Genomic DNA, 21,499 nt, shown 5'->3' on the forward strand with positions numbered 1-21,499 from the left:
CCAACCGGTTATGATATGCACGCCTGGAAGGCTGGCTGATACCGCTTCCGGCGTTGAAGAGGGGGTGTGGCGCTGTACCTTATTTAATCACTGACCGTCATCACGCAGCGGTTGAAATTTGGCAGGCAGAAGAGAAAAATGGCGGCCTTCTCTTTGCCCCGGGGGCCTGCGCCCCCGGCCTGGCCAGAGTACTGAACCATCCCCTTTATCACAGGAACGTTATGAAGCTCCTCCACAACACGGCGGCCGCACTGTGCTGCAGTCTGCTCCTGACCGCCATGCCCGCCCTCGCCATCGAATATGCCCTGCCCGCAGCCAACAGCCGCCTGGTGGGTGAGAACCTGGATTACGTGGTGTCGGCCGAAGAGGCGGGCCAGCCCCTGGAAGCCGCCGCGGCCAAGTTCCAGCTGGGCTTGACCAACATGCTCGAAGCCAACCCCAAGGCGGATCCCCTGCTGCTGCAGGCCGGCGAGAAGATGGTCATTCCGCACCAGCTGATCCTGCCGGATGCCCCCCGTGAGGGCATAGTGCTGAACGTGGCCGAGATGCGCCTCTATTACTATCCCAAGGGCAAGAAGGTGGTTGAAGTGCTGCCCATCGGCATCGGCCAGCTCGGCACCGACACCCCGGAAGACTGGGTGACCAGCGTACAGCGCAAGAAGGCGGGCCCGACCTGGACCCCGACCGCCAAGATGCACGCCGAGTACGCCGCCCGTGGCGAGACCCTGCCTGCGGTCTGGCCGGCCGGTCCGGACAACCCCATGGGGCTGTTCGCGCTCTACATCGGCAAGATGTACGCCATCCACGGCACCAACGCCCAGTTCGGCATCGGCCTGCGAGTGAGCCACGGCTGCGTGCGGCTGCGCAACGACGACATCGAGTACCTGTTCAAGCAGGTCCCGGTCGGTACTCGCGTCCAGTTTGTGAACCAGCCCATCAAGGCTTCTGTCGAGCCGGATGGCCGCCGCTATCTGGAAGTGCACCAGCCGCTCTCCCGCAGCCAGGAGGAGTTCGACTCCAGCCTGCCGGCACCGCTGCCCATGTCCACCGCCGTGACCCGCTTCATCGCCCACGCGGACAGCGACTCCCAGCTGGTCAAGCAGGCCCTGGAGCAGCGCAGCGGCATGCCCATCGCCATCAACCGCTGATCGTTTTTTCATCGAACTCGAGCCCCGGCCTCTGCCGGGGCTTTTTTATGTCATCGGGAAGGGGAACATCAGGGTAAATCCTTGGTGTATTGGGATAAAATCCGGCCTTCATGGCAGTGAGTGGTTACTTGATTAGGTGTGAAACGTTTTTCTTGTGTTTTTTATTTGTTAAAAGTGGTTGTGATCAGGCGATCCGCTGATTACTCTAGGCCGGTTTTTTTAAGGAAGAGCCCGTCACAAGAACGGGCACAGACGTCACATAACGGAGTTTTGAATGACAGCTAGCACCCCCATGCTCATCACCTTCCTGGTGTACATCCTCGGGATGGTCCTGATCGGCTTCATCGCCTATCGCGCCACCCGCAACTTTGACGACTACATTCTCGGCGGCCGCCGTATGGGGAGCTGGGTGACCGCCCTCTCCGCCGGTGCCTCCGACATGAGTGGCTGGCTCCTGATGGGCCTGCCCGGCGCCGTCTTCATCGGCGGCATCTCCGAGAGCTGGATCGCCATCGGTCTGGTCATCGGCGCCTATCTCAACTGGCGCTGGGTCGCCGGTCGGCTGCGGGTTCATACCGAGAAGAACCGCAACGCACTGACCCTGCCGGACTACTTCACCTACCGCTTCGAGGACAAGAGCCGGGTGCTGCGCATCCTCTCTGCCCTGGTGATCCTGCTGTTCTTCACCATCTACTGCGCCTCCGGCGTGGTGGCCGGTGCCCGCCTGTTCGAGAGCACCTTCGGCATGAGCTATGACACCGCCCTCTGGGTCGGTGCCGCGGCCACCATCACCTACACCTTCTTCGGTGGCTTCCTCGCGGTGAGCTGGACCGATACCGTGCAGGCGACCCTGATGATCTTCGCCCTGATCCTGACCCCGGTCTTCGTCATCATCGCCGTGGGTGGTATCGACACCGCCATGGTGCAGGTGGCGGCGCAGAATGCCAGCAACCTCGACATGTTCAAGAACCTGGACTTCATCGCCATCATCTCCCTGATGGCCTGGGGCCTCGGGTACTTCGGTCAGCCTCACATCCTGGCGCGCTTCATGGCGGCGGACTCCCACCACTCCATGACCAATGCCCGTCGCATCAGCATGACCTGGATGGTGCTGTGCCTGGGCGGCGCCGTGGCCATCGGCTTCTTCGGCCTCTCCTACTTCTCCACCTTCACCGAGCAGGCGAGTGGTGTGACCGGCAACCCCGAGCGGGTCTTCATCGAGCTCTCCAAGATCCTGTTCAACCCCTGGGTCGCCGGTGTGCTGCTCTCCGCCATCCTGGCGGCGGTCATGAGTACCCTCAGCTGCCAGTTGCTGGTCTGCTCCAGCGCCATCACCGAGGATCTCTACAAGCCCTTCCTGCGCAAGAACGCCTCCCAGAAAGAGCTGGTGTGGGTCGGCCGTGCCATGGTGCTGCTGATCTCCCTCATCGCCATCGCCGTGGCCGTGAACCCGGAAAACCGGGTACTGGGTCTGGTGAGTTACGCCTGGGCCGGCTTCGGTGCCGCCTTCGGCCCCGTGGTGCTGCTCTCCGTGCTTTGGTCCCGCATGACCCGTAACGGCGCCCTGGCTGGCATGCTGGTCGGTGCCCTGACCGTCATCGTCTGGAAGCAGTTCGGCTGGCTGGGTCTGTACGAGATCATCCCAGGCTTCCTGTTCGCTGGCGTGGCGATCGTGGTGTTCAGCCTGCTGGACAAGGCTCCCTCCCAGGCCATGCAGGATCGATTCGCAGAAGCCGAGCAGGAGTTCCAGAGCCCCATGGCCGACGCCATCGCGGTGAAATAACCCCGCCTCGACGACAAAAGCCCCGCAACTGCGGGGCTTTTTTATGGGCAAAAAATGCCCATGGCAAGGCAGGGGCTAGGCGGGGCGCCTGCCCAGCCGCTGCACATCCTGGCGGGCGGCGGCCCCGGCCTGGCCGAGCCAGCGCTGGCGGGCCCCCTCATCCGAGGTGTGGACGGGCCCCAGATGCTGGCGATGGGTCAGCCGGATACCGCACAGCCCCAGCACCGGTTGGTCCAGGGTACGCTCCACGGGGGCACCCTGCCACCAGCGGTAATACCAAGGGGGGCTGTCCATGGTGAGCAGCAGGCGCGCCGTCTTGCCGGCGAGCAGCCGCTCTGGGTGCGCCTTCCCCGGCTGGTAGCGAAAGGCGAACCCCGGCAGCAGGGTGCGATCCAGCAGCCCCTTGAGCCGGGCAGGCAGGTGGCCCCACCAGACGGGGGCGACGATCACCAGATGGTGGGCTTGCGTCAGGCTCTGCTGCACCGCCTGCAGATCCGGTTCGAGGGGCTGCACCTCGTCATAGCCATGGTGAAGATCCGGCGCGAAGGCGAGCCCTCCCACGTGATGCAGGGTGACGCGCGCGCCCCCTTGCTCGGCGCTGCGGGCATACTCTCGGGCGAGGGCGTGGCAGAGGCTGTCGGGTTTGGGGTTGCCGTTGAAAACAAGCAGGGTGGGGGTCATGGTATGGCTCCTTGAAGTGAGCCCCCATTACACCCCTTGCCCCATGGGACAGAGTCAAGCCACCTTGTGCGCCCGATCCGCGGCGGCTGGATGATCCCGCCCGTCGGGGGATTGCCGGACCGGGGCGCCATAGCGGCAGGGGTGCTGCGCCAGCAGCGTGGCGCACTGGCTCAAGGCCTGGTGCTGGCGTTGCAGCCTGGCCACCTCCGCTTCTATCTGTGCCAGCTTGCCCGCGATAAGCTGCTCCACCTTCTGCCAGGGAAACTCGGCGAGACTGGTGAGGCCCGCCAGCAAGGGGGCCAGCTCGCTCAATTTGCAGCCGAGCTGCTGAGCCTCGCGGATAAAGCCGACCCACTCCAGATCCTCTGCCTGGTAGACGCGATACTTGCCGTGCCGCCTGGGCTCGGGCAGCAGCCCGAGCTGCTCGTAGAGACGGACCGCCTTTGGGGTGGTGCCCGCCAGCCGGGCAAATTCGCCGATATACATGGTGCTGCTCGCAAAGGGGTGTGAAAGATGCCCACTATAGGCCAGTGGCAGGGGGGAATGCATCCCCACGGGGGCGGGACGCACCATCGGCGCAGTGCATTGCGCAGCCGCGCTCTGGATATGGCGTTGCCCCATCGAATGGGAGGGCCTTGCGTTCAACAGGGTGTCGCCCGCTCCTCAGGCCCGGACTGGATTGGCGAGAGGGGCAGGGGATAGGAAAAGGGGGGCGAGCGGCCACCTGTTGGTGACCCTCTTGCTGTTTGTACGGAAGTGGTTGCCCGGCTCCCTGGCCGGGTGGGGGATCAGTTGCGCGGGATCTCGTTGCAGTTAAGGGCAGGCTGGCCATAGCGCTCCAGTGTCGCGTCATCTCCCTTGGTCCAAAGGGTGAGGTTTTGCCCTTCATATCTGGCCCCGCTGGCGCTGGGGGTTTCATAGGCGAGCACCTGCTGCTGGTCGTTCCCCTCGTTCAGGTTGATCACGGCAGCGGGCAGTTTGGCCTCGTTGTAGAAATAGGTCGAAAGGGTCACTTTGTTGCCGCACTGGTAGTCCACCGGGCTTGGCACCATCAGCTGGCCGCCCTTGATCTGCAGCTCGGTGATCCGCATCTGGTAGCTCTTCTCCACGCATTGGCGTGCGTCACTCTCTTTCCAGCACTCGTTGCGCCCCTTGATCCAGCCGCGCTGTATCGCCTTCTCCGTCTTTTTCTGCTCGTCATTGAAGTTGGCCAGCGCCTTGGGGTAGAGGGTCGCCAGTTCGTTGTCCAGTGCGGCGAGCCCTGCATCCTGACAGACAAGCTGCTCGGCCGTGCTGTGGGCCTTGGTGCAGTCGAAGGAGGGAGTGGCCGCCGTGGCCAGCAGCGGCGAGAGAGAGAGGGCGGCAAACAGCATCTTGTTCATCGAAAGGCTCCAGCAAAAGGGGAATACCCCATAACTAGAGCACACTCTACAACATAATGGCGCAGGGACGCCGAGCGTTTTTTGCGCCGGACGGCCCGGAAGAAGGGAGGAAGATCAGGCCAGCGCCAGTTGCTGGCGGCTGCGCCACAGCCGCTCGTGGAAGAAGAACACCACTGTGTTGATGGCAGGCTCGATCAGTGCCATTACGCCGCCGGTGAGCAGCTCGCCACTCAGCAGGAAGGCGACGCCGAAGGCCACAGAGAAGTGCACCAGTGCGAAGCTGCTGGTCTTGGCCTGCAGGCTGTGCTCGGGTTTGAACCTGCGCCAGCCAAGGTCGTGGAAGTAGAAGGCGACCGTGTTGACGGCGGGTTCGATCAGGGCGATCAGGCTGGCGGTGAGCAGCTCGCCGGTCAGCAGGTAAGCCACGGTGAAGGCGACACTGAAGTGCAGGGCGGCAAAGCTGATGGTCTTTTTCATGGTGGTGGCTCCCTCTGGCGATGAAGGCAGTATCACCCAGAACACCATCAAATGAAAACCATTCTCATCTATTGGCGAAATAGAAAAAGCCTATCGATCGACATTCCCCCACCGAATTGGGAGTAGTATGGGGCCGAACCAGCGTTAGAGTGTGCCTTTTACCATGAAAAAGGAGCTTTCATGACCATCAATGCCAACATTTATGTGCTGTTCATCCTGCTGCTGATGATCATCGTCGGCGTCGTGGCCTGGCGACTGGCCCGGCGCAAGAGCCGCCATCCGGTGCTTGTCACCTTCCTGTGCGTGCTGCTCTGCCTGGCACCGCCCTTCGCCCTGCTGGCGTTGCTCATTCTGGCGCTCTGGCGGGATCTGCCCGTAAGACCTGGCGCTGAGCAACCTCAGCCGCCGCTGCCGCAGTCATAGAAAAGCCCCTTGCGGGGCTTTGTCGTTTTTTGCAACGGGTGAGCGGTCAGGCCTCGGCCTGGTTCAGCCACTCCACCCTGTACTGGGCGCCGGCGCCCTGGGCCAACCTGGCGCACAGGGGTTTCAAGAAGGCTTCGATCTGCTCATCCAGCATCCAGGGGGGGCTGACGATGAGCATCCCGGAACCGTTCATGCCCCAATCGCTGGTCTGGCCGGCCACTTCCAGCTCGGCGACCAAGACGTTACCGAAGTTCTCCCGCTTGATCGCCTTGAGCATGTCCCGGGACTTGTCCGCCTCTTGGCCGAGGATGGGATACCAGAGGGCGTAGATGCCGGTGGCCCAGCGCTTTTGCGCTTTTTTAAGGGTATCGACCACGGCGAAGTAGTCTTCTTTCAGCTCATAGGGGGGATCGATGAGCACCAGGCCGCGGCGAGGGGTGGGGGGCAGCAGGGCGACCAGCCCCTCGAAGCCGTCGCGATGGTGGACGGCGACGCGCGGGTCGTACCCCATGTTGGCGCGCAGGTCCTCCACCTCGTTGTTGTGCAGCTCCATCAAGGCCAGCTTGTCCTGCTCGCGAATGAGGCGGCGGGAGAGCTCGGGGGAGCCCGGGTAGTAGTGCAGATCGCCGCCCTGGTTCATCTCCTCGATGACACCCAGATACGGCGCCATGGCCACCCACTGGGCTCGCTCATCCCACAGCCGGCCAATGCCGTCGGCGTATTCCGCCTTCTTCTGCGACCAGTCGCCGCGCAGGTCGTAGAGACCGCCGCCGGCATGGGTATCCAGCACGATGAAGGGTTTCTCCTTCTTCTTGAGGGACTCGATGATCATGGCCTGTACGGCGTGTTTCAGCACGTCGGCGTGGTTGCCTGCGTGGAAGGCGTGGCGGTAGCTCAGCATATGAGATCTCTGAGGGGGCCCTGTTGGGCACCCAGTAACGATAGATAGTTTGACAGGTTGTGGCTCTTGCCCCGGGAGAGGGAAAGTTCGCGCAGGGTCTGCAACAAGACGCCTTGCTGCAGCCGCTCCAGTTCCAGTTCGTGGGCCAGCATGGCCTGATACTCCTCGTCGGCCACCCGGCTCTTGGCCTGCTGACGCAGGGCACGCCAGGGGAGCAGCACGGCTTCGGTCTGCACCAGGCCCGGCTGCAGATCGGTGAGATCGACCGGGATCCCGCTCTGGTCCAGATAGTGCAGCAGCAGGGCCAGGTTGACGTTGCCGCCCAGGCTCTGCACATGGAGCCAGTCCTGGCTGCGCTGGCCATAGACCTGGCTGCTCCACACCCAGAAGTCGAGGGGAGTGGGCAGCGCGTCGGCGCCGATCCGCTCGCTTGTCATCATCTGTTCGTCACGCAAAGAAGGCTTGCTCCATGGTTTCCAGCTCCTCGGAGAGGTTCATCCACTCCAGTTCTATCTCCTCAAGCTCCTCCTTGAGGGGACCCTGGGACTTTAGCAGCTCGGAGAGCTTTTGCTTGGCGCTCTCCTCGTAGATGGCGGGGTCGGCCAGCTGCTGCTCGATGTCGGCGAGTTTCCCTTGCAGCTTCTCCATGCCAGCCTCGAGCTTCTCGAGCTTCTGGCGAAGCGGCCGGGTCTGCTGGCGGAACTGGGCCTCGAGGCGTTTCTGATCCTTGCGCGCCACCGCCGAGTTGGCAGAGACGGGGCCGTCCGCCGGCTTGGCGTTGGCCTCTCTCTCCTGCTCGCCGAGCCACTTGTGGTAGTCGTCGAGGTCGCCGTCGAACGGCTCGACCCGGCCGCCGTGGACCAGATAGAAGTCATCCGTGGTGGTGCGCAGCAGGTGACGGTCGTGGGAGACCACCACCATGGCCCCTTCGAACCCTTGCAGCGCCATGGTCAGGGCGTGGCGCATCTCCAGATCCAGATGGTTGGTCGGTTCATCCAGCAGCAGCAGGTTGGGGCGCTGCCAGGTGATGAGGGCCAGCACCAGGCGCGCCTTCTCGCCGCCGGAGAAGGGGGCCACCTTGTCCAGCACCTTGTCCCCGTGGAAGCCGAAGCTGCCGAGGTAGTTGCGAAGCTCCTGCTCCGTCTTGTCCGGGGCGAGACGCACCAGGTGATCGAGAGGAGAGTCATCCAGACGCAGGGTCTCCAGCTGATGCTGGGCGAAGTAACCGATGCTGACCCCGGCGCTCACTTCCAGCTTGCCTGATAGCGGCGCATTGGAGCCCGCCAGCATCTTGATGAAGGTGGACTTGCCCGCACCGTTGCGCCCGAGCAGGCCGATGCGCGAGCCCGGCACCAGGTTGAGCTTGATCTTCTCCAGGATCACCTTGTCGCCGTAGCCAGCGCTGAGGTTCTCCATGGCGATGAGAGGGGTCGGCAGGGCCGAGGGCTCGCGAAACTCGAAGCTGAACTCGGAATCGGCGTGGGCGGGCAGGATCTTCTCCATCCGCTCCATGGCTTTCAACCGGCTCTGCGCCTGGCGGGCCTTGGAGGCCTTGTAACGGAAGCGATCCACATAGGACTGCATGTGGGCCATCTCCCGCTGCTGCTTCTCGTACATGGACTGCTGCTGGGCGAGCTGTTCGGCGCGCTGCAGCTCGAAGTCGGAATAGCCGCCGGTGTATTCGTTGAGCTTGCCGTTCTCGATGTGGATGATGCGCCCGACCACGGAGTCGAGGAAGTCCCGGTCGTGAGAGATCAGCACGAGCGTGCCCTGGTAGCTCTTGAGCCACTTCTCCAGCCAGATGACGGCATCGAGATCCAGGTGGTTGGTCGGTTCATCGAGCAGCAGCAGATCGGAGCGGCAGAGCAGCGCCTGGGCGAGGTTCAGGCGCATGCGCCAGCCACCGGAGAAGCTGCGCACCGGCGAGCTCAGCTGATCCCCGCCAAAGCCGAGGCCGTGCAGCAGCTCGGCGGCGCGGGCGCGAATGCTGTAGGCGCCTATGGTATCGAGCCTGCCGTGCAGCTCGGCCACCAGCAGACCGTTGTCATCCGCCTCGGCTTTGGCCAGCTCGGCCTCCAGGGTGCGAAACTCCTTGTCGCCGTCGATCACGTAGTCGAGGGCGGAGCACTCCAGTGCCGGGGTCTCCTGGGCAACGCCGGCAATCTGCCAGCCGGCGGGCAGGCTGAAGCTGCCGTTGTCGATGGCCAGCTCGCCCCGCACCAGCGCAAAGAAGGTGGACTTGCCACAGCCGTTCTTGCCCACCAAGCCCACCTTGTGGCCGGGATGTATGGTGGCGGACGCGTTGTCCAGCAGCGTGCGGCCGCCGCGGATCAGTTCGATTTGACTGGCAACTATCATGGATGGGTCTGCTTGGCTCAATTGAAGGAGAGAATCTGGCGCGGATCTTACGTGAAATGGCACAAATTTGCACTTGAGGGGCGGGGGGATGGCTGCGGCCGGAAAAACGTGTCATAACAGAGACATCTGGTGGCAGGAGGCTGACCATGTTGATTAAAGAGATCATGACGACCCGGGTTGCGACCGTCTCCATGGACGACAGGCTGGGCGTCATCAAGGAGATCTTCGAACAGGCGAACTTTCGCCACCTGCTGGTGGTGGAGGAAGAGGAGCTGGTGGGGGTGATCTCGGACCGGGATCTGCTGCGCGCCCTCAGCCCCTATCTGGACACGGATGCCGAAATGAACCGCGACACCGAGACCCTCAACCGGCGTGCCCACCAGATCATGAGCCGCCATCCCGTCACCGTCTCCCCCAACTGCACCCTGAAAGAAGCGGCCGCCATCATGCTGGAGCGGCACATCTCCTGTCTGCCGGTGCTGGAGAATGGCGCCCTGGTCGGCATCGTGAGCTGGAAAGACCTGCTCAGGATCATGAGAGGCTGGCAACCTGTCTGACCCTCCGGGAGGGCGCGCTGTCCATCCTGACAAGCCTCTCATGCGTCCTCTTTGATATATTCATCTGTATTGTTCAGCTATGGCGCTGGAATGGTTCTGATAAGCAATAAATAATAGTGATTAATTCTGTGCTTTCGCTGTCATGCGACATCTGGTGTCGTCTGAAATGGTGAAATTGGCGTTTTTATAATTAATCTCACATCGCTTCAGTTCCCATCAAGGTTTGTGGATCTACCTTAGGCCATCGGAACATAAACCCGATCAAACGACCGAGCACAGGTCTGACAGAGAGTGTTTACACCAGAGGAACTAATAATGAAAAAGACAGCATTGACGATGGCCATCTCCAGCCTGCTGCTGGCCGGTGGCGCACAGGCCGCTACCGTTTACGATCAGAATGGCTCCAAGCTGGAGATCGGTGGTCGCGCTCAGGGCATGTACTACGGCACCGATGACAACGACAGCGAAGGCGATGCCAGCTATCTGCGTCTGCACATCGCGGGTGAAACCAAGGTCGATGAAGAGCTGACTGCGTTCGGCTTCGCCGAGTACAACCTGCCGGTCTCCGGGTCTGACAATGACGAGCTGCGTTATGCGTTCGCCGGTATCAAGCACGATCGTTTCGGTGCCTTCAGCTACGGTCGTCAGGACGGCCTGTTCACCAAGGCGGTGAACGATTATACCGACGTGCTGCCTGAGTGGGGCGGTGACGGCCTGGGCAAGGGGACCGAGGTGTTCGGCACCGGTCGTACCAATGGCCTGGCCCAGTACATCTACAACTGGCAGGGTCTGACCCTGGGCGCCCAGTTCACTGGCAACAACGACCCGCAGAACGAGAGCCGCAGCGAGCGCATCGGCCCGAACGGCACCTGGACTCCGAAGGGTTCCTCCGAGGGTTATGCCCTGTCCGCCAACTATGACTTCGACATGGGCCTGAGCCTGGGTGCCGCCTACAACCAGGCTGGCAAGACCGACGAGCAGGCCGAGAACGTGAGCTTCGGTGGCGACAGCGACGCCAAGCTGTTCGGTGTGGGTGCCAAGTACGCCGTCGGCGACCTCTACATGGCTGCCACCTACTCACACGGTGAAGATCACCTCTTCGTCAACACCGGCTCCATGAGTGGTTATGCCGAGAAGATGGATGGTTACGAAGCCGTCGTGCAGTACAACATCACGCCGAAGCTCAAGCCGTCCCTGGCTTACCTGCGCACCGACGTGAAGGACAGCGCTCACGGCATCGATGACACCGCGACCGAATACGTCTCCATGGGCGTCTGGTACAACTTCACCGACAATTTCAACGCCTATGTTGACTACAAGCTGAACCTGCTGGACGAAGTCGGCTCTACCGGCAAGAACAGCCTGAACCAGTCTACCGACGACATCGTGGCGGTAGCCCTGCAGTACAACTTCTAAGTCATTCCCTGACTGCCTGCTGTACCCTGTTGACCGGCCGCATTGCGGCCGGTTTTTTTATGGGCGCGATTTGGTAAAGACCCGATCCGGGGTTCAGCATTGCCCCTTCCTGGTCGATACCCTTGTTGTCGGGCAGTGGGCGATCGGTTTTTCCGTTCCTGGTGTGGCGATGGGGCGGGGATCACGCCCCGTGGTCAAGAGCCTATCTTTCCTCGATCCTTTTTATTATTTCTATAGGGACTTGCGTTGCCCCGGCCGGGGGAGGGCGAGTCTGGTTGGCAGGTGGCACCCCGAAGGGGCGGCACTCGGGAAACGGACGTAAGGGCTTTATATGGCGAGCATATTGGATTCGGTGGATCAACGTACCCAGCTGGTGGGTGAGAATCGCCTGGAGCTGTTGATGTTCCGTTTGGGCGGGCAGCAGCTGTTTGCGATCAACGTCTTCAAGGTGCGGGAGGTGGTGAAGCTGCCCCATCTCAACAAGATGCCGGGGGCCCATCACAACATCAGCGGCGTGGCGAACATCCGCGGTGTCTCCATTCCCGTCATCAATCTGCGCGGTGCCATCGGCATGCGCCCCATGACCATCGACCAGGAATCCAACCTCATCATCACCGAGTACAACCGCACCATCCAGGGCTTCCTGGTGGGGCAGGTCGCACACATCGTCAACATGACCTGGAAGGACATACTGCCGCCGCCGCGCTCGGCGGGCCGCTCCAACTACCTGACCGCCATTACCCGCGTCCCGGAAGGGGGCGTCGATCAGCTCGTCGAGATCATCGACGTGGAGAAGGTGCTGGCCGAGATCATCACCTATGACGTGCGCATCTCGGCCCACGTGCTGGACGAGGAGATGCTGCCCCAGATGCAGGGGCGCAAGGTGCTCATCGTCGACGACTCCAGCACGGCGCGCAACCAGGTGCGCGAGACGCTGGCCCAGCTCGGGCTGGAGGTGATGGAGTGTCAGGACGGGTTGCAGGCTCTCAAGCTGCTCAAGGGATGGTGTGACGGAGGCAAGAAGGTGACCGACGAGATCATGCTGATGATCACGGACGCCGAGATGCCGGAGATGGACGGCTATCGCCTCACCCACGAGGTGCGCAGCGATCCGCGCATGGCAGATCTCTTCATCACCCTCAACACCTCCCTGAGCGGCAACTTCAACGAGGCCATGGTCAAGAAGGTGGGGTGCAATCGCTTCATCTCCAAGTTCCAGCCCGACTTGCTGGTGGACGTGGTGCAGGAGCGGATGCGTCAGATCCTGGGACGTTGAGCCGGGAACCGACGAGTACGAAGCCCCCGCCATGGCGGGGGCTTCGCATTGGGCTACTGGGTCAGCAGGGGCTCGATGAAACGGGCTACCCGGTCGCGTATCTGGGGCTGGGCCTCGGCCGTCGGGTGCAGTCCATCGTTCATCATGAGTTCAGGGCGAAGCGCAATATCATCCAGAAAAAAGGGCATCAGGGGCAGGTCGTTGGCCTGCGCCAGGTCCGGGAAGATCTGCTCGAACTGCTGCAGGTAGCGCGCACCGTAGTTGCGGGGCAGCTGGATCTGGGTCAGCACCGTTTTCACCTGGCTCGCCTTGGCCAGCTCCACCATCTTGGCCAGGTTGGCCCGGGTGATGGCGGGGGCAAACCCCCGCAGGCCGTCGTTGGCGCCGAGTTCGATCAACACCCAGTCCGGCTTGTGTGTCTCGAGCAGGGCGGGCAGGCGGGCAAGCCCCCCCTGGGTCGTTTCACCACTGATGCTGGCGTTGATCAGGGTGTGCCCGCCGCCCTGCTGCTGCCATTTTTCATTGAGCAGGGCCGGCCAGCTCTGCTCGGCCTGCATCTGATAGCCGGCACTCAGGCTGTCACCCAGCACCAGCAGGGTCTGGGCCTGGACAGAGGCGACCCAGCACCACAGGCAACTCACGGCAAACAAGAGACGCATCATGCATTCAACTCCCAAGTTCTATTGTCATTACAGGCTCTGGCAAACAGGAAACCCAAGATGAGTTCAACGCCCATTATCACCGTCAGGGGGCTCGGCAAGACCGTTCGCCTCGGCCAGGAAAGTCTCACCATCCTTGAAGGGATCGATCTGCAAGTCAATACCGGCGAGACACTGGCGCTGGTCGGCGCCTCCGGTTCCGGCAAGTCCACCCTGCTCGGCCTGCTGGCCGGCCTGGATCTGCCGAGCAGCGGCGAGATAGAGATCCTCGGCCAGTCGCTCACCCGGCTGGACGAGGAGGGGCGCGCCAGGCTGCGCGCCGAGCAGGTGGGCTTCGTGTTCCAGTCCTTCCTGCTGCTCCCCACCCTGAGCGCCCTGGAGAACGTCATGCTGCCGGCGGAGCTGCGCGGCGAGACCGACAGCGAACCCCGCGCCCGGGAACTGCTCGCCCAGGTCGGACTGGCCGAGCGACTGCACCATCTGCCGCCACGCCTCTCCGGCGGGGAGCAGCAGCGGGTCGCCATCGCCCGCGCCTTCATGACCCGCCCCAGCCTGCTCCTGGCGGACGAACCGACCGGGAACCTGGACAGCAAGACAGGGGAGACGGTGATCGAACTGCTGTTTCGCCTGAACCGGGAGCACAACACCACCCTGGTGGTGGTGACCCATGATCACGAGCTGGCCCAGCGCTGTCAGCGCCAGCTGGTGATGGCTGCGGGGCGGCTGATGCCGGATGCGCCGAGTTCCGTGGCGGCGGCCCGGGTCGGGGAGCTGTCATGAGTCAGTGGCGACTGGGATTGAAGCTGCTGCGCCGGGAAGGGTTCAGCGGCGAGCTGCGCTGGTTTGTGCTGGCGCTGGCGCTGAGCGTGGCCTGCGTACTGAGCGTGGCCCTGGTGGCGGATCGCCTGGATGCCGGGCTCAAGGCGTCGGGACGGGACTTCATCGGGGCGGACCGGGTGCTGCGATCCGCGACCCCGGCGCCGGCCGCCTGGCTGGCGCAGGCGAAGCAGGAGGGGCTGCTAGTCCAGACCACGGTGAGCTTCAACAGCATGCTGTTTCACGGCGAGGCCCTGCAGCTGGCGTCCATCCGCGCCGTGCCAAGCGACTTCCCCTTCTACGGCAAGCTGGAGCTCAATCCCCAGCGCGCCCCGGCTCCGGGGGAGATCTGGCTCTCCGCCCGGGTGATGCTGCTGCTGGGTGCAAAAGCGGGGGACGAGCTCGAGGTTGGCAACACCCGACTGAAGGTGGCCGGTGAGCTGGGACAGGAGCCGGATCAGGGGTTCAGCCCCTTCCAGATGGCGCCCCGGGCACTGATCCACAGCGCCGACGTGGAGGCGACCGGTGCCCTCTTGCCGGGCAGTCGCCAGCAGTGGCGTTACCTCATCAAGGGGCCGCGAGAGAATGTCGCCCGTTATGAGGCATGGCTGAGTACCCAGCTGATGCCTGGGCAGAAGCTGATCAAGCCGGACGACGAGGGCTCCCAGGTCGGCAAGCCCCTGGCCAATGCCGAACGCTTCTTCCGCCTGGCGTCCCTCGCCGGTGTGCTGCTGGGGGCGCTGGCCATGGGTATCGCCGTGCGCCACTTTGCCGAGCGCCAGACCAGCATGGTGGCGCTGCTCAAGACGCTCGGCGCGTCGCGGCGCACCCTCTGGCAGCTGATGGGCACCCTGCTGTTCTCACTCACCCTGGCGGGGGCGTTGATCGGGCTGGCGGCGGGGAGCGCCATGCAGTGGCTGACGCTCTACCTGCTGGGGGATCTGCTGCCGGCGGATCTCCCACCCCCCTCCTGGCGTCCTTTCGCCCTGGGGCTGGCGGTCGCCTTCTTCATCACTTTGTTGCTGGCGTTCGTGCCCTTCCTGCGGCTGCTCAAGGTGCCGCCGCTGCGGGTACTGCGCCGGGAGCTGGAAGCTGGCATCCCCCCCTGGCTGATGGTACCTGTGGGTCTGCTCGGCCTGTTTGCGCTGGTGTGGGGGTTCACTGCCGACGTCAGGCTGGCGGTGGGCCTCATCGGTGGCATGGGGGTGTTGATGCTGCTGCTGGCGTTGCTCGCCTCCGGGTTGCTTCGCCTCGGCAGCCGGCTCAAGGGGCCCCATGCCCTGCGCCTCGCCATCAGCCACCTCTCCCGGGAGCGCAGCAGCGGCTTGTTCCAGCTGGCGGGCTTCGCCCTGGCCCTGATGCTGTTCGGGCTCCTGTGGGCGGCCAGGGTCGATCTGCTTGAGGACTTCTCCACCCGTCTGCCCGACGATGCCCCCAACCGCTTCCTGGTCAATGTGGCTGATGTGGAGCGCGAAGGCATACTGGCCGACCTGCACCGGGCCGGTGCCATCACCTCGGACTTCTATCCCATGGTGCGCGGGCGCCTGACCAGGATAGCGGGGGAGGCCGTGGGGGAAGACGCGGCCCGTGAGGGGGTGGACAGGGAGCTCAACTTCACCACCACGGCGGCCCTGCCCCCCGACAACAAGGTGACGTCCGGCCAATGGCTCGGTGGCAAGGGGGAGGTCTCCGTCGACGAGGCGTTGGCGGAGCGGCTCGGCATTGCCCTGGGGGACGTGCTCGGCTTCACCATAGAGGGGCGCGCCTTCGAGGCCAGGGTGACCAGCCTGAGATCCATCAAGTGGGACAACATGAGGCCCAACTTCTACATGATCTTCTCCCCTGACGTGCTGGCCCCCTTCTCCCAGACCTGGCTTGGCAGCTACCGGCTGCCTGCCCAGCTGTCGGAGCAGGGGCGCAGCGCCGAGGTGGAGATCATCCGCCGCCATCCCACGGTGAGCCTCATCGACGTGGAGGATCTGATAGGCCGGCTGACCCTGGTCTCCGATCAGGTGAGCCGGGCCCTGGGGCTGATGCTGGGGCTGGTGACGGTGGCCGCCCTGCTGGTGCTGCTGACCCAGACCCAGGCCAGCATGGCCCACCGCCGTCGGGAGCTGCTGCTGATGCGTACCCTGGGAGCGGGCAGCGCCCTGCTCGAGAAGATGCTGCGCTGGGAGCTGGTGGCCAGCGGTGCCCTGGCCGGGCTCTGCGCCGCCATGGTGGTGGAGCTTTGCTCCTTCGGACTGCAGTGGTGGTGGCAGGGGGCCCAATGGCAGTTCCACTGGGCCATCTGGGGGAGCCTGCCTCTGCTGGGGGCACTGCTGGTCACCCTGGCCGGGCAGGGCATGCGTCGCCAGCTGCTGGCGGGCACCCTGAGCGACCGGCTCAGGGGCCTGGGGCAGGGGCTGCTCTGACGCAAGACTGCACGACAAGAATCCCGACCCAGGTCGGGATTTTTCATGGGCGGCCGGGACGGGGACGCAGCAGGTCGGCCAGGGCCTCGGGGAGCGCCGGATAGGTGAAGTGGAAGCCCGCCTGTTGCAGGCGGACGGGGAGGACGTGCTGGCCGGTGAGCAGCAGATCCGCCGCCTCTCCCATCAGGAGCCGCAGCAGGGGGGCCGGCACGAAGAAGAGATGCGGGCGATGGAGGGTGGCGGCGAGGGCCTGGCTGAACTGGCGATTGCTGACCGGTTGCGGTGCCGTGCCGTTGAAGATGCCGTCGCTCTCGCCGTGCTCGATGAGAAACAGCATGGCGCGCACCAGGTCCTGCACGTGGATCCAGCTCATCACCTGAGACCCCGAGCCCATGGGGCCGCCGAGACCGAGGCGGTAGGGAGGCAGCATCCTGGGCAGGGCGCCCCCTTCCATGCCGAGCACCAGGCCGATGCGCAGGATGCAGACCCGGGTCTGGGGCGAACGGGCCTGCAGGGCCAGCTGCTCCCACTGCTGACAGAGGCGGTGGGTGAACTCGTCATGGGGGGTCTGGCACTGCTCGTCCAGCGGGGTGTCGTCCTGGCGCCCATACCAGCCGATGGCGGAGGCATTGAGCAGCAATTTGGGGGGCGTGCTGGAGAGTTTGACGAGATCGACCAGCTGCTCGGTCAGCAACCAGCGGCTGTTGCACAGCAGCTGCTTGCGGGCGTCGCTCCAGCGCCCGGCGGCGATGGGTTCACCCGCCAGGTTGATGACGATGTCCACGTCGTTGAGGTGATCCAGCCTGTCCAGACTGTCGAGCAGAGTGATGTCGTGGCCGAGCAGCTCATGGGCCGCGCTGCCCTGGCGGGTCAGTACCACCACCTCGTGCGCCACCTTGAGGTGCGCCACCAGGCGGCGACCGATGAAACCCGTGCCTCCCGTGATCAGTATCTTCATGCTGTGCCTCCCAGCTGCCTCTGGCTCTACTCTAGAGGCTGGGCGCTTGATGGACAAGCGCCTGTTTTTATAAGCATTATGATTTGTGGCCTGGCCAGGACCGAGCCCGGATGGCGCCATTCAGGCTTGCCAAGCGAGCCTCAACGAGTAAACTTGAGCGCTTTTTCGCCTTGACCATGAGGGCTCCTATGCCATTACGCCGATTAAGGGTGCGTCAATTCTACATCAGGCTGCTGTGCGCCTTGCTGGCTGGCCTGCTGCCCATGGTGCTGGGCGCTGTCATCGTCGTCTGGCAGACCACCACAGGGGTGAGGCAGGATGCGATGGCGCGGCTGGATCACGCCATATTGATGTTCGATCGCACCCTGGACAATGCCAGGCTGGCGGCATCGGCCCTGGGCAGCAGTCTGGACAAGCCCTGCCTGGAGGTGGTCCAGGGGCTGCGGGATCAGGTGGCGACGGTGCCGGATGTGCGCAGCGTCAACCTCGCCAGGGGCGAGACCATCTACTGCACCTCCCTCTATGGCCCGGTGAGCGGGAGCTTCCTGCTGGGGGACTACACGGATGGCATGCTCGATCTGATGAAGGGCAACCCGGTCACCCCGAACCGGCCGCTCATCGTCTACCGGCAGGGGGTGGGGGAGTTCAGCGTGCTGGTGGGGGTCGATGGCTACTACCTGCTCAACATCCTGGACATGCTGAGCCGCACCTCGCCCCTGGGGCTGGTGGTCGGCAAGGAGATGCTGCTGCGGGAGAGCCGGCTCACCGACCGCCTCATCCCCCCGGATAGCCCCGGCTATCTGGAGCTGGCGTCGAGCAAGTATCCGTTCAAGGTGGTGACCACGGTGTCGACCAACGAGTTCGGCACCCACATCTGGGACTACTCCAGGGTCGGCATCATCGCCTACCCCCTGGTGGGTCTGCTGATGGGGCTGGCCACTTTCTGGCTGATGGGGCGGGCCGCCTCGCCGCTGCAAGAGTTCCGGCGGGCTCTGGAGAAGCAGGAGTTCATCCCCTATCTGCAGCCTGTGGTGACGGGGGAGGAGGGGACATGGAGCGGCTGCGAGGTGCTGATGCGCTGGCAGCACCCCCGTCACGGGCTGATCTCGCCGGATCGCTTCATCCCCATGGCGGAGGAGTGCGGCCTCATCGTGCCCATGACCCGCTCCCTGATGAAGCAGGTGCGGGAGGCCTTCTCGCCCCAGGCCCGGACGCTGCCAAAGGGGTTCCACTTCGGGTTCAACATCAGCGCCAGCCACTGCCGTGACCTGAGTCTGGTGGAGGATTGCCGGAACTTCATCAACGCCTTTCGGGACAACCCCGTCAAGCTGGTGCTGGAGCTGACCGAGCGGGAGCTGATCGTGGCGGACGAGACCACGGACCGGCTGTTTGCCGAGTTGCACGCCCTCGGCGTCTTCATCGCCATTGACGACTTCGGCACGGGCCACTCGAGCCTCGCCTATCTGCAGGCTTTCCAGGTCGACTTCCTCAAGATCGATCAGAGCTTCGTCGGCATGATAGGGTCGGATGCCCTCTCCAGCCACATCGTGGAGAACGTCATCGATCTGGCGACCCGCCTCGGCCTGCAACTGGTGGCGGAAGGGGTGGAGAACCAGGTCCAGGCGGACTATCTGCGGGCGCGCCGGGTGACCTTCCAGCAGGGGTACCTCTATGGCAGGCCCATGCCCATGACGGCGTTCGCCAGCCTGCTGGCGCCGGACAGCCACTGAGGCCCGAACGGGGGACGAAAAAAAACCAGCGACGGGGTCGCTGGTTTTTTTATGGCCGGCTCGCTTAGAGCATGCGGGCCAGGGCACGGCACAGACGCTGGATGCCCTCTTCCGTGGTCGCTTCATCCACACAGGAGAAGCTCAGGCGCAGGGTGTTCTGGATCTCGGGGCGCACATAGAAGGGGGCGCCGGGTACGAAGGCCACCTTCTCCTTGATCGCCTCGTCGAACAGGGCCATGGCGCTGACGCTGGACGGCAGGGTCAGCCAGAGGAACATGCCCCCCTCGGGGCGGGTGTAGCTGACGCCAGGCGGGCAGTGGCGCGTCAGGGCGGCTTCCATGGCGGCACGCTGGCGGCCATAGACCTCCTTGATCTTCTCCAGGTGAGCGTCGAGGGAGTTGTCGCAGAGGAAGCGGTGCAGTACCTGCTGGCTGAAGGCGTTGCTGTGCAGGTCGGTGGCCTGCTTGGCGATGGTGACCTTCTTGCGCAGCCAGTCCGGCACCACCATCCAGCCCAGGCGGAAGGCGGGCACGACCGTCTTGGAGAAGGATCCGAGCAGCACGGTATTGTGAGGGGCCAGCTTGGCGATGGGGGGCAGGTGCTCCCCTTCGAAGCGCAGCTCGCCATAGGGGTCGTCTTCCACCATCAGCAGATCGTGGCGCACCAGGCGCTCGGCCAGGGCCTCGCGGTTGGCGCGGCTGTAAGAGACGCCGCTCGGGTTCTGGAAGTTCGGCACCCCGTACAGCAGCCTGGCACTGGTACCCTGCTCCAGCAGCGCATCCAGCGCGGCCAGATCCAGTCCTTCTTCACCCAGGGTGATGGGCTTGAAGTTCGGTTGATAGACGGAGAACGCCTGGATGGCACCGAGGTAGCCCGGCTCTTCGATGATGAGATCCTGCCCCTCGTTGACCAGCACCTTGCCCAGCAGATCCAGCGCCTGCTGGGAGCCGCTGGTGATGAGGATGTTGTCCGGATTGACTTCCATGCCGTGGCGGCTCAGGTAGCGATCGGCGATGTACTGGCGCAGCGGGGCAAACCCCTCGGTGGTGGCATATTGCAGCGCCGCGGCTCCCTGCTCGCGCAGCACGTCCTGGCACGCTTGCTCGATGGCCTTGACCGGGAACAGGTGGGGATTGGGCAGGCCGCCGGCGAAGGAGATGATCTCCGGATTGGCGGCGACTTTGAGGATTTCACGGATAAAGGAAGGCTCGACCTTCTCGAAGCGCTGGGCAAAAAACGGCTGCATAGGGTTCTCTCTGACTAGGTGGCGGTCGCTCCATTCAACCGCCAGGTTATCCGTTTGTATCAGATTTCAGAAATGAGGCAATGGCTGTCACAAAAATCCATAAAAAAGGGCAGGTTTGACACCTGCCCGAATTTTATCGCTTCAACCCTGGCCGGGGGCGCAAAAAGCCCTGCCGGAGAGCCCTGAGATCAGAGCCCGGGTTCTTTCAGGAAACGGATCATCAGGTCGGTGTTGGCCCCGAGTTGCTGCTCGATCCGGCCCGGGAAGAGCTCGGCCATCTTGTCGAGACGGTCGTTGCCGGTATGCCAGATCTTGCCCCACTGGGTCTCGCTGTCCCGATCGCAGGCGCTTTTCGTGGTGGCGTCGTAGCAGTCCCACAGCGCCGGGTTGGTGCTCTGGGAGTAGCCGTCGTAGCCGTCCTCCCCGTTGATGGTGAAGTTGGTGGCCTCCACGTAGGCGACGGGCACTCCCAGGCAGGCGAACGGCGCGTGATCGGACCAACTGCCGGTCTCACCCTCCGGGTAGCCGTCGTAGCTGGGGTGAATGGCGAAGGGGGTGGACGTCTGCCGGGAGATGGCCAGCAGGCGGTCGCGTACCTTGGGATCAAAACTGTAGCGGCTCGGGTCGGCGCAGCTGTACTCGGCCACGTCGGAGTGGGCCGAGTGGACGTAGACGATGTCGCCCCCGGCGATGGTGTCGTAGTTCACCATGGCCAGCAGCTTGGCGACGGCGGCGGTGTCGAGGCTGGCGACATAGGCCTTGGAGCCGTTGAGGCCGTTCTCCTCGGCGCCGAAGAAGGCGAAGCGCACCGTGTAGGGCAGGGTCTGGCCCTTGAGCGCCTCGGCGACCGCCAGCAGGGCGGCGACGCCGGCCCCGTTGTCGGTGGCCCCTTCCGAGCCCTTCTTCTCGCCGGTGCTGTCATAGTGGGCACCGATGAGGATCACCTTGTCGCTCTGGCCCTTGAGCTCGGCGACGATGTTCCGGGAGGTCCGGTCGGTGCCGCCCCGGGTGTAGGTGAAGGGCTGGTTCTGCACCTCGTAGCCCCAGCCGGCCAGGTGGTCCTGGATCCAGGCGGCGGCCTGGGTCTCGGCGTCGCTGCCGGTGGGTCTGGCGCCTATGCCTTCGGCGCTCGAGCTCAGCTGCACCAGATACTCATAGGCCTGGGTCGCGGGTGACGGGGGCTGGGAGTCGTTGTCTGAGGGGTTGCATCCGGCCAGCAGGGCCGGGATCGCGAAGGCCAACAGGGTTTTCTTCATACTGCAATCCTTTGTTGT

The 21,499-nt window shown here is 63.9% G+C and carries 20 protein-coding genes; 9 read left to right on the plus strand and 11 right to left on the minus strand.

Annotation, left to right across the window (positions count from 1 at the left end):
• The first annotated feature begins 221 nt into the window (after positions 1–221).
• Together J9885_RS08780 and putP are read left to right on the plus strand one after the other, a co-directional pair.
• Positions 222–1,148, plus strand: coding sequence for a L,D-transpeptidase family protein (locus J9885_RS08780; protein WP_210548977.1), 927 nt, complete (start codon positions 222–224; stop codon positions 1,146–1,148).
• 274 nt (positions 1,149–1,422) lie between these two features.
• Complete coding sequence (gene putP / locus J9885_RS08785; RefSeq protein ID WP_134697272.1) at positions 1,423–2,931, plus strand: sodium/proline symporter PutP; 1,509 nt, start codon at positions 1,423–1,425, stop codon at positions 2,929–2,931.
• A gap of 75 nt (positions 2,932–3,006) precedes the next feature.
• On the opposite strand, the gene J9885_RS08790 is transcribed toward putP, so the two are convergent.
• The 4 genes from J9885_RS08790 to J9885_RS08805 form a co-directional block, all read right to left on the minus strand.
• Positions 3,007–3,612, minus strand: coding sequence for an NAD(P)H-dependent oxidoreductase (locus tag J9885_RS08790; RefSeq protein WP_210548979.1), 606 nt, complete (start codon positions 3,610–3,612; stop codon positions 3,007–3,009).
• A 54-nt stretch (positions 3,613–3,666) separates the two neighbouring features.
• Complete coding sequence (locus tag J9885_RS08795; protein WP_210548980.1) at positions 3,667–4,098, minus strand: MerR family transcriptional regulator; 432 nt, start codon at positions 4,096–4,098, stop codon at positions 3,667–3,669.
• 302 nt (positions 4,099–4,400) lie between these two features.
• Entirely contained in the window at positions 4,401–4,994 is a 594-nt protein-coding gene (locus J9885_RS08800) for an MliC family protein (protein ID WP_210548982.1), read from the minus strand.
• Positions 4,995–5,108: 114 nt separating this feature from the next.
• Positions 5,109–5,471 (minus strand): DUF2061 domain-containing protein, encoded by a 363-nt coding sequence (locus J9885_RS08805; protein ID WP_134697270.1) that lies wholly within the window; start codon positions 5,469–5,471, stop codon positions 5,109–5,111.
• A gap of 180 nt (positions 5,472–5,651) precedes the next feature.
• Here J9885_RS08805 and J9885_RS08810 point away from each other — a divergent pair, with 180 nt between their 5' ends.
• The gene (locus J9885_RS08810; protein ID WP_210548983.1) at positions 5,652–5,894 is read left to right on the plus strand and encodes a hypothetical protein; all 243 of its coding nucleotides are present in this window, start codon (positions 5,652–5,654) and stop codon (positions 5,892–5,894) included.
• Between the two features lie 46 nt (positions 5,895–5,940).
• Here J9885_RS08810 and rlmJ read toward each other — a convergent pair whose 3' ends face one another.
• The 3 genes from rlmJ to J9885_RS08825 are packed head-to-tail and all read right to left on the minus strand — an operon-like array spanning position 5,941 to position 9,153.
• Entirely contained in the window at positions 5,941–6,795 is an 855-nt protein-coding gene (rlmJ, locus tag J9885_RS08815) for a 23S rRNA (adenine(2030)-N(6))-methyltransferase RlmJ (protein ID WP_210548985.1), read from the minus strand.
• Positions 6,789–7,250 carry a DUF2390 domain-containing protein gene (locus J9885_RS08820; RefSeq protein ID WP_210548987.1) on the minus strand — a complete coding sequence of 154 codons (462 nt, stop codon included), beginning with the start codon at positions 7,248–7,250 and terminating at the stop codon, positions 6,789–6,791. The genes rlmJ and J9885_RS08820 overlap by 7 nt, the downstream gene beginning before the upstream one ends.
• Positions 7,243–9,153, minus strand: coding sequence for an ABC transporter ATP-binding protein (locus J9885_RS08825; RefSeq protein WP_043762450.1), 1,911 nt, complete (start codon positions 9,151–9,153; stop codon positions 7,243–7,245). The genes J9885_RS08820 and J9885_RS08825 overlap by 8 nt, the downstream gene beginning before the upstream one ends.
• A 146-nt stretch (positions 9,154–9,299) precedes the next feature.
• Between J9885_RS08825 and J9885_RS08830 the strand changes: the two genes are divergently transcribed.
• The 3 genes from J9885_RS08830 (at position 9,300) to J9885_RS08840 (ending at position 12,402) form a co-directional block, all read left to right on the plus strand.
• Positions 9,300–9,710: a CBS domain-containing protein gene (locus tag J9885_RS08830; RefSeq protein ID WP_210548989.1), complete on the plus strand. Its 411-nt coding sequence runs from the start codon at positions 9,300–9,302 to the stop codon at positions 9,708–9,710.
• A 315-nt stretch (positions 9,711–10,025) separates the two neighbouring features.
• The gene (locus J9885_RS08835) at positions 10,026–11,126 is read left to right on the plus strand and encodes a porin (RefSeq protein WP_043762447.1); all 1,101 of its coding nucleotides are present in this window, start codon (positions 10,026–10,028) and stop codon (positions 11,124–11,126) included.
• Between the two features lie 331 nt (positions 11,127–11,457).
• Positions 11,458–12,402, plus strand: a complete 945-nt coding sequence (locus tag J9885_RS08840) for a chemotaxis protein CheV (protein WP_043762445.1) — start codon at positions 11,458–11,460, stop codon at positions 12,400–12,402.
• 53 nt (positions 12,403–12,455) lie between these two features.
• Here the strand turns inward: J9885_RS08840 and J9885_RS08845 are convergent, their stop codons facing one another.
• Positions 12,456–13,064 carry an arylesterase gene (locus tag J9885_RS08845; RefSeq protein WP_043762444.1) on the minus strand — a complete coding sequence of 203 codons (609 nt, stop codon included), beginning with the start codon at positions 13,062–13,064 and terminating at the stop codon, positions 12,456–12,458.
• A gap of 57 nt (positions 13,065–13,121) precedes the next feature.
• Between J9885_RS08845 and J9885_RS08850 the strand changes: the two genes are divergently transcribed.
• Together J9885_RS08850 and J9885_RS08855 are read left to right on the plus strand one after the other, a co-directional pair.
• Complete coding sequence (locus J9885_RS08850; protein ID WP_043762443.1) at positions 13,122–13,841, plus strand: ABC transporter ATP-binding protein; 720 nt, start codon at positions 13,122–13,124, stop codon at positions 13,839–13,841.
• Positions 13,838–16,291 carry an FtsX-like permease family protein gene (locus J9885_RS08855; protein ID WP_210548991.1) on the plus strand — a complete coding sequence of 818 codons (2,454 nt, stop codon included), beginning with the start codon at positions 13,838–13,840 and terminating at the stop codon, positions 16,289–16,291. The genes J9885_RS08850 and J9885_RS08855 overlap by 4 nt, the downstream gene beginning before the upstream one ends.
• Positions 16,292–16,334: 43 nt before the next feature.
• Here J9885_RS08855 and J9885_RS08860 read toward each other — a convergent pair whose 3' ends face one another.
• Positions 16,335–17,249 (minus strand): TIGR01777 family oxidoreductase, encoded by a 915-nt coding sequence (locus J9885_RS08860; protein WP_210548993.1) that lies wholly within the window; start codon positions 17,247–17,249, stop codon positions 16,335–16,337.
• A 188-nt stretch (positions 17,250–17,437) separates the two neighbouring features.
• Here J9885_RS08860 and J9885_RS08865 point away from each other — a divergent pair, with 188 nt between their 5' ends.
• The gene (locus J9885_RS08865; protein WP_210548994.1) at positions 17,438–18,979 is read left to right on the plus strand and encodes a cyclic diguanylate phosphodiesterase; all 1,542 of its coding nucleotides are present in this window, start codon (positions 17,438–17,440) and stop codon (positions 18,977–18,979) included.
• 64 nt (positions 18,980–19,043) lie between these two features.
• Here the strand turns inward: J9885_RS08865 and J9885_RS08870 are convergent, their stop codons facing one another.
• Both J9885_RS08870 and J9885_RS08875 read right to left on the minus strand, forming a co-directional pair.
• The gene (locus J9885_RS08870; RefSeq protein ID WP_210548996.1) at positions 19,044–20,225 is read right to left on the minus strand and encodes a PLP-dependent aminotransferase family protein; all 1,182 of its coding nucleotides are present in this window, start codon (positions 20,223–20,225) and stop codon (positions 19,044–19,046) included.
• A 188-nt stretch (positions 20,226–20,413) separates the two neighbouring features.
• Positions 20,414–21,481 (minus strand): M20/M25/M40 family metallo-hydrolase, encoded by a 1,068-nt coding sequence (locus J9885_RS08875; RefSeq protein ID WP_210548998.1) that lies wholly within the window; start codon positions 21,479–21,481, stop codon positions 20,414–20,416.
• Positions 21,482–21,499 lie beyond the last annotated feature (18 nt).

The organism is Aeromonas sp. SrichE-2G, from assembly GCF_017939565.1.
Taxonomy (GTDB): Bacteria; Pseudomonadota; Gammaproteobacteria; order Enterobacterales; family Aeromonadaceae; genus Aeromonas; species Aeromonas taiwanensis.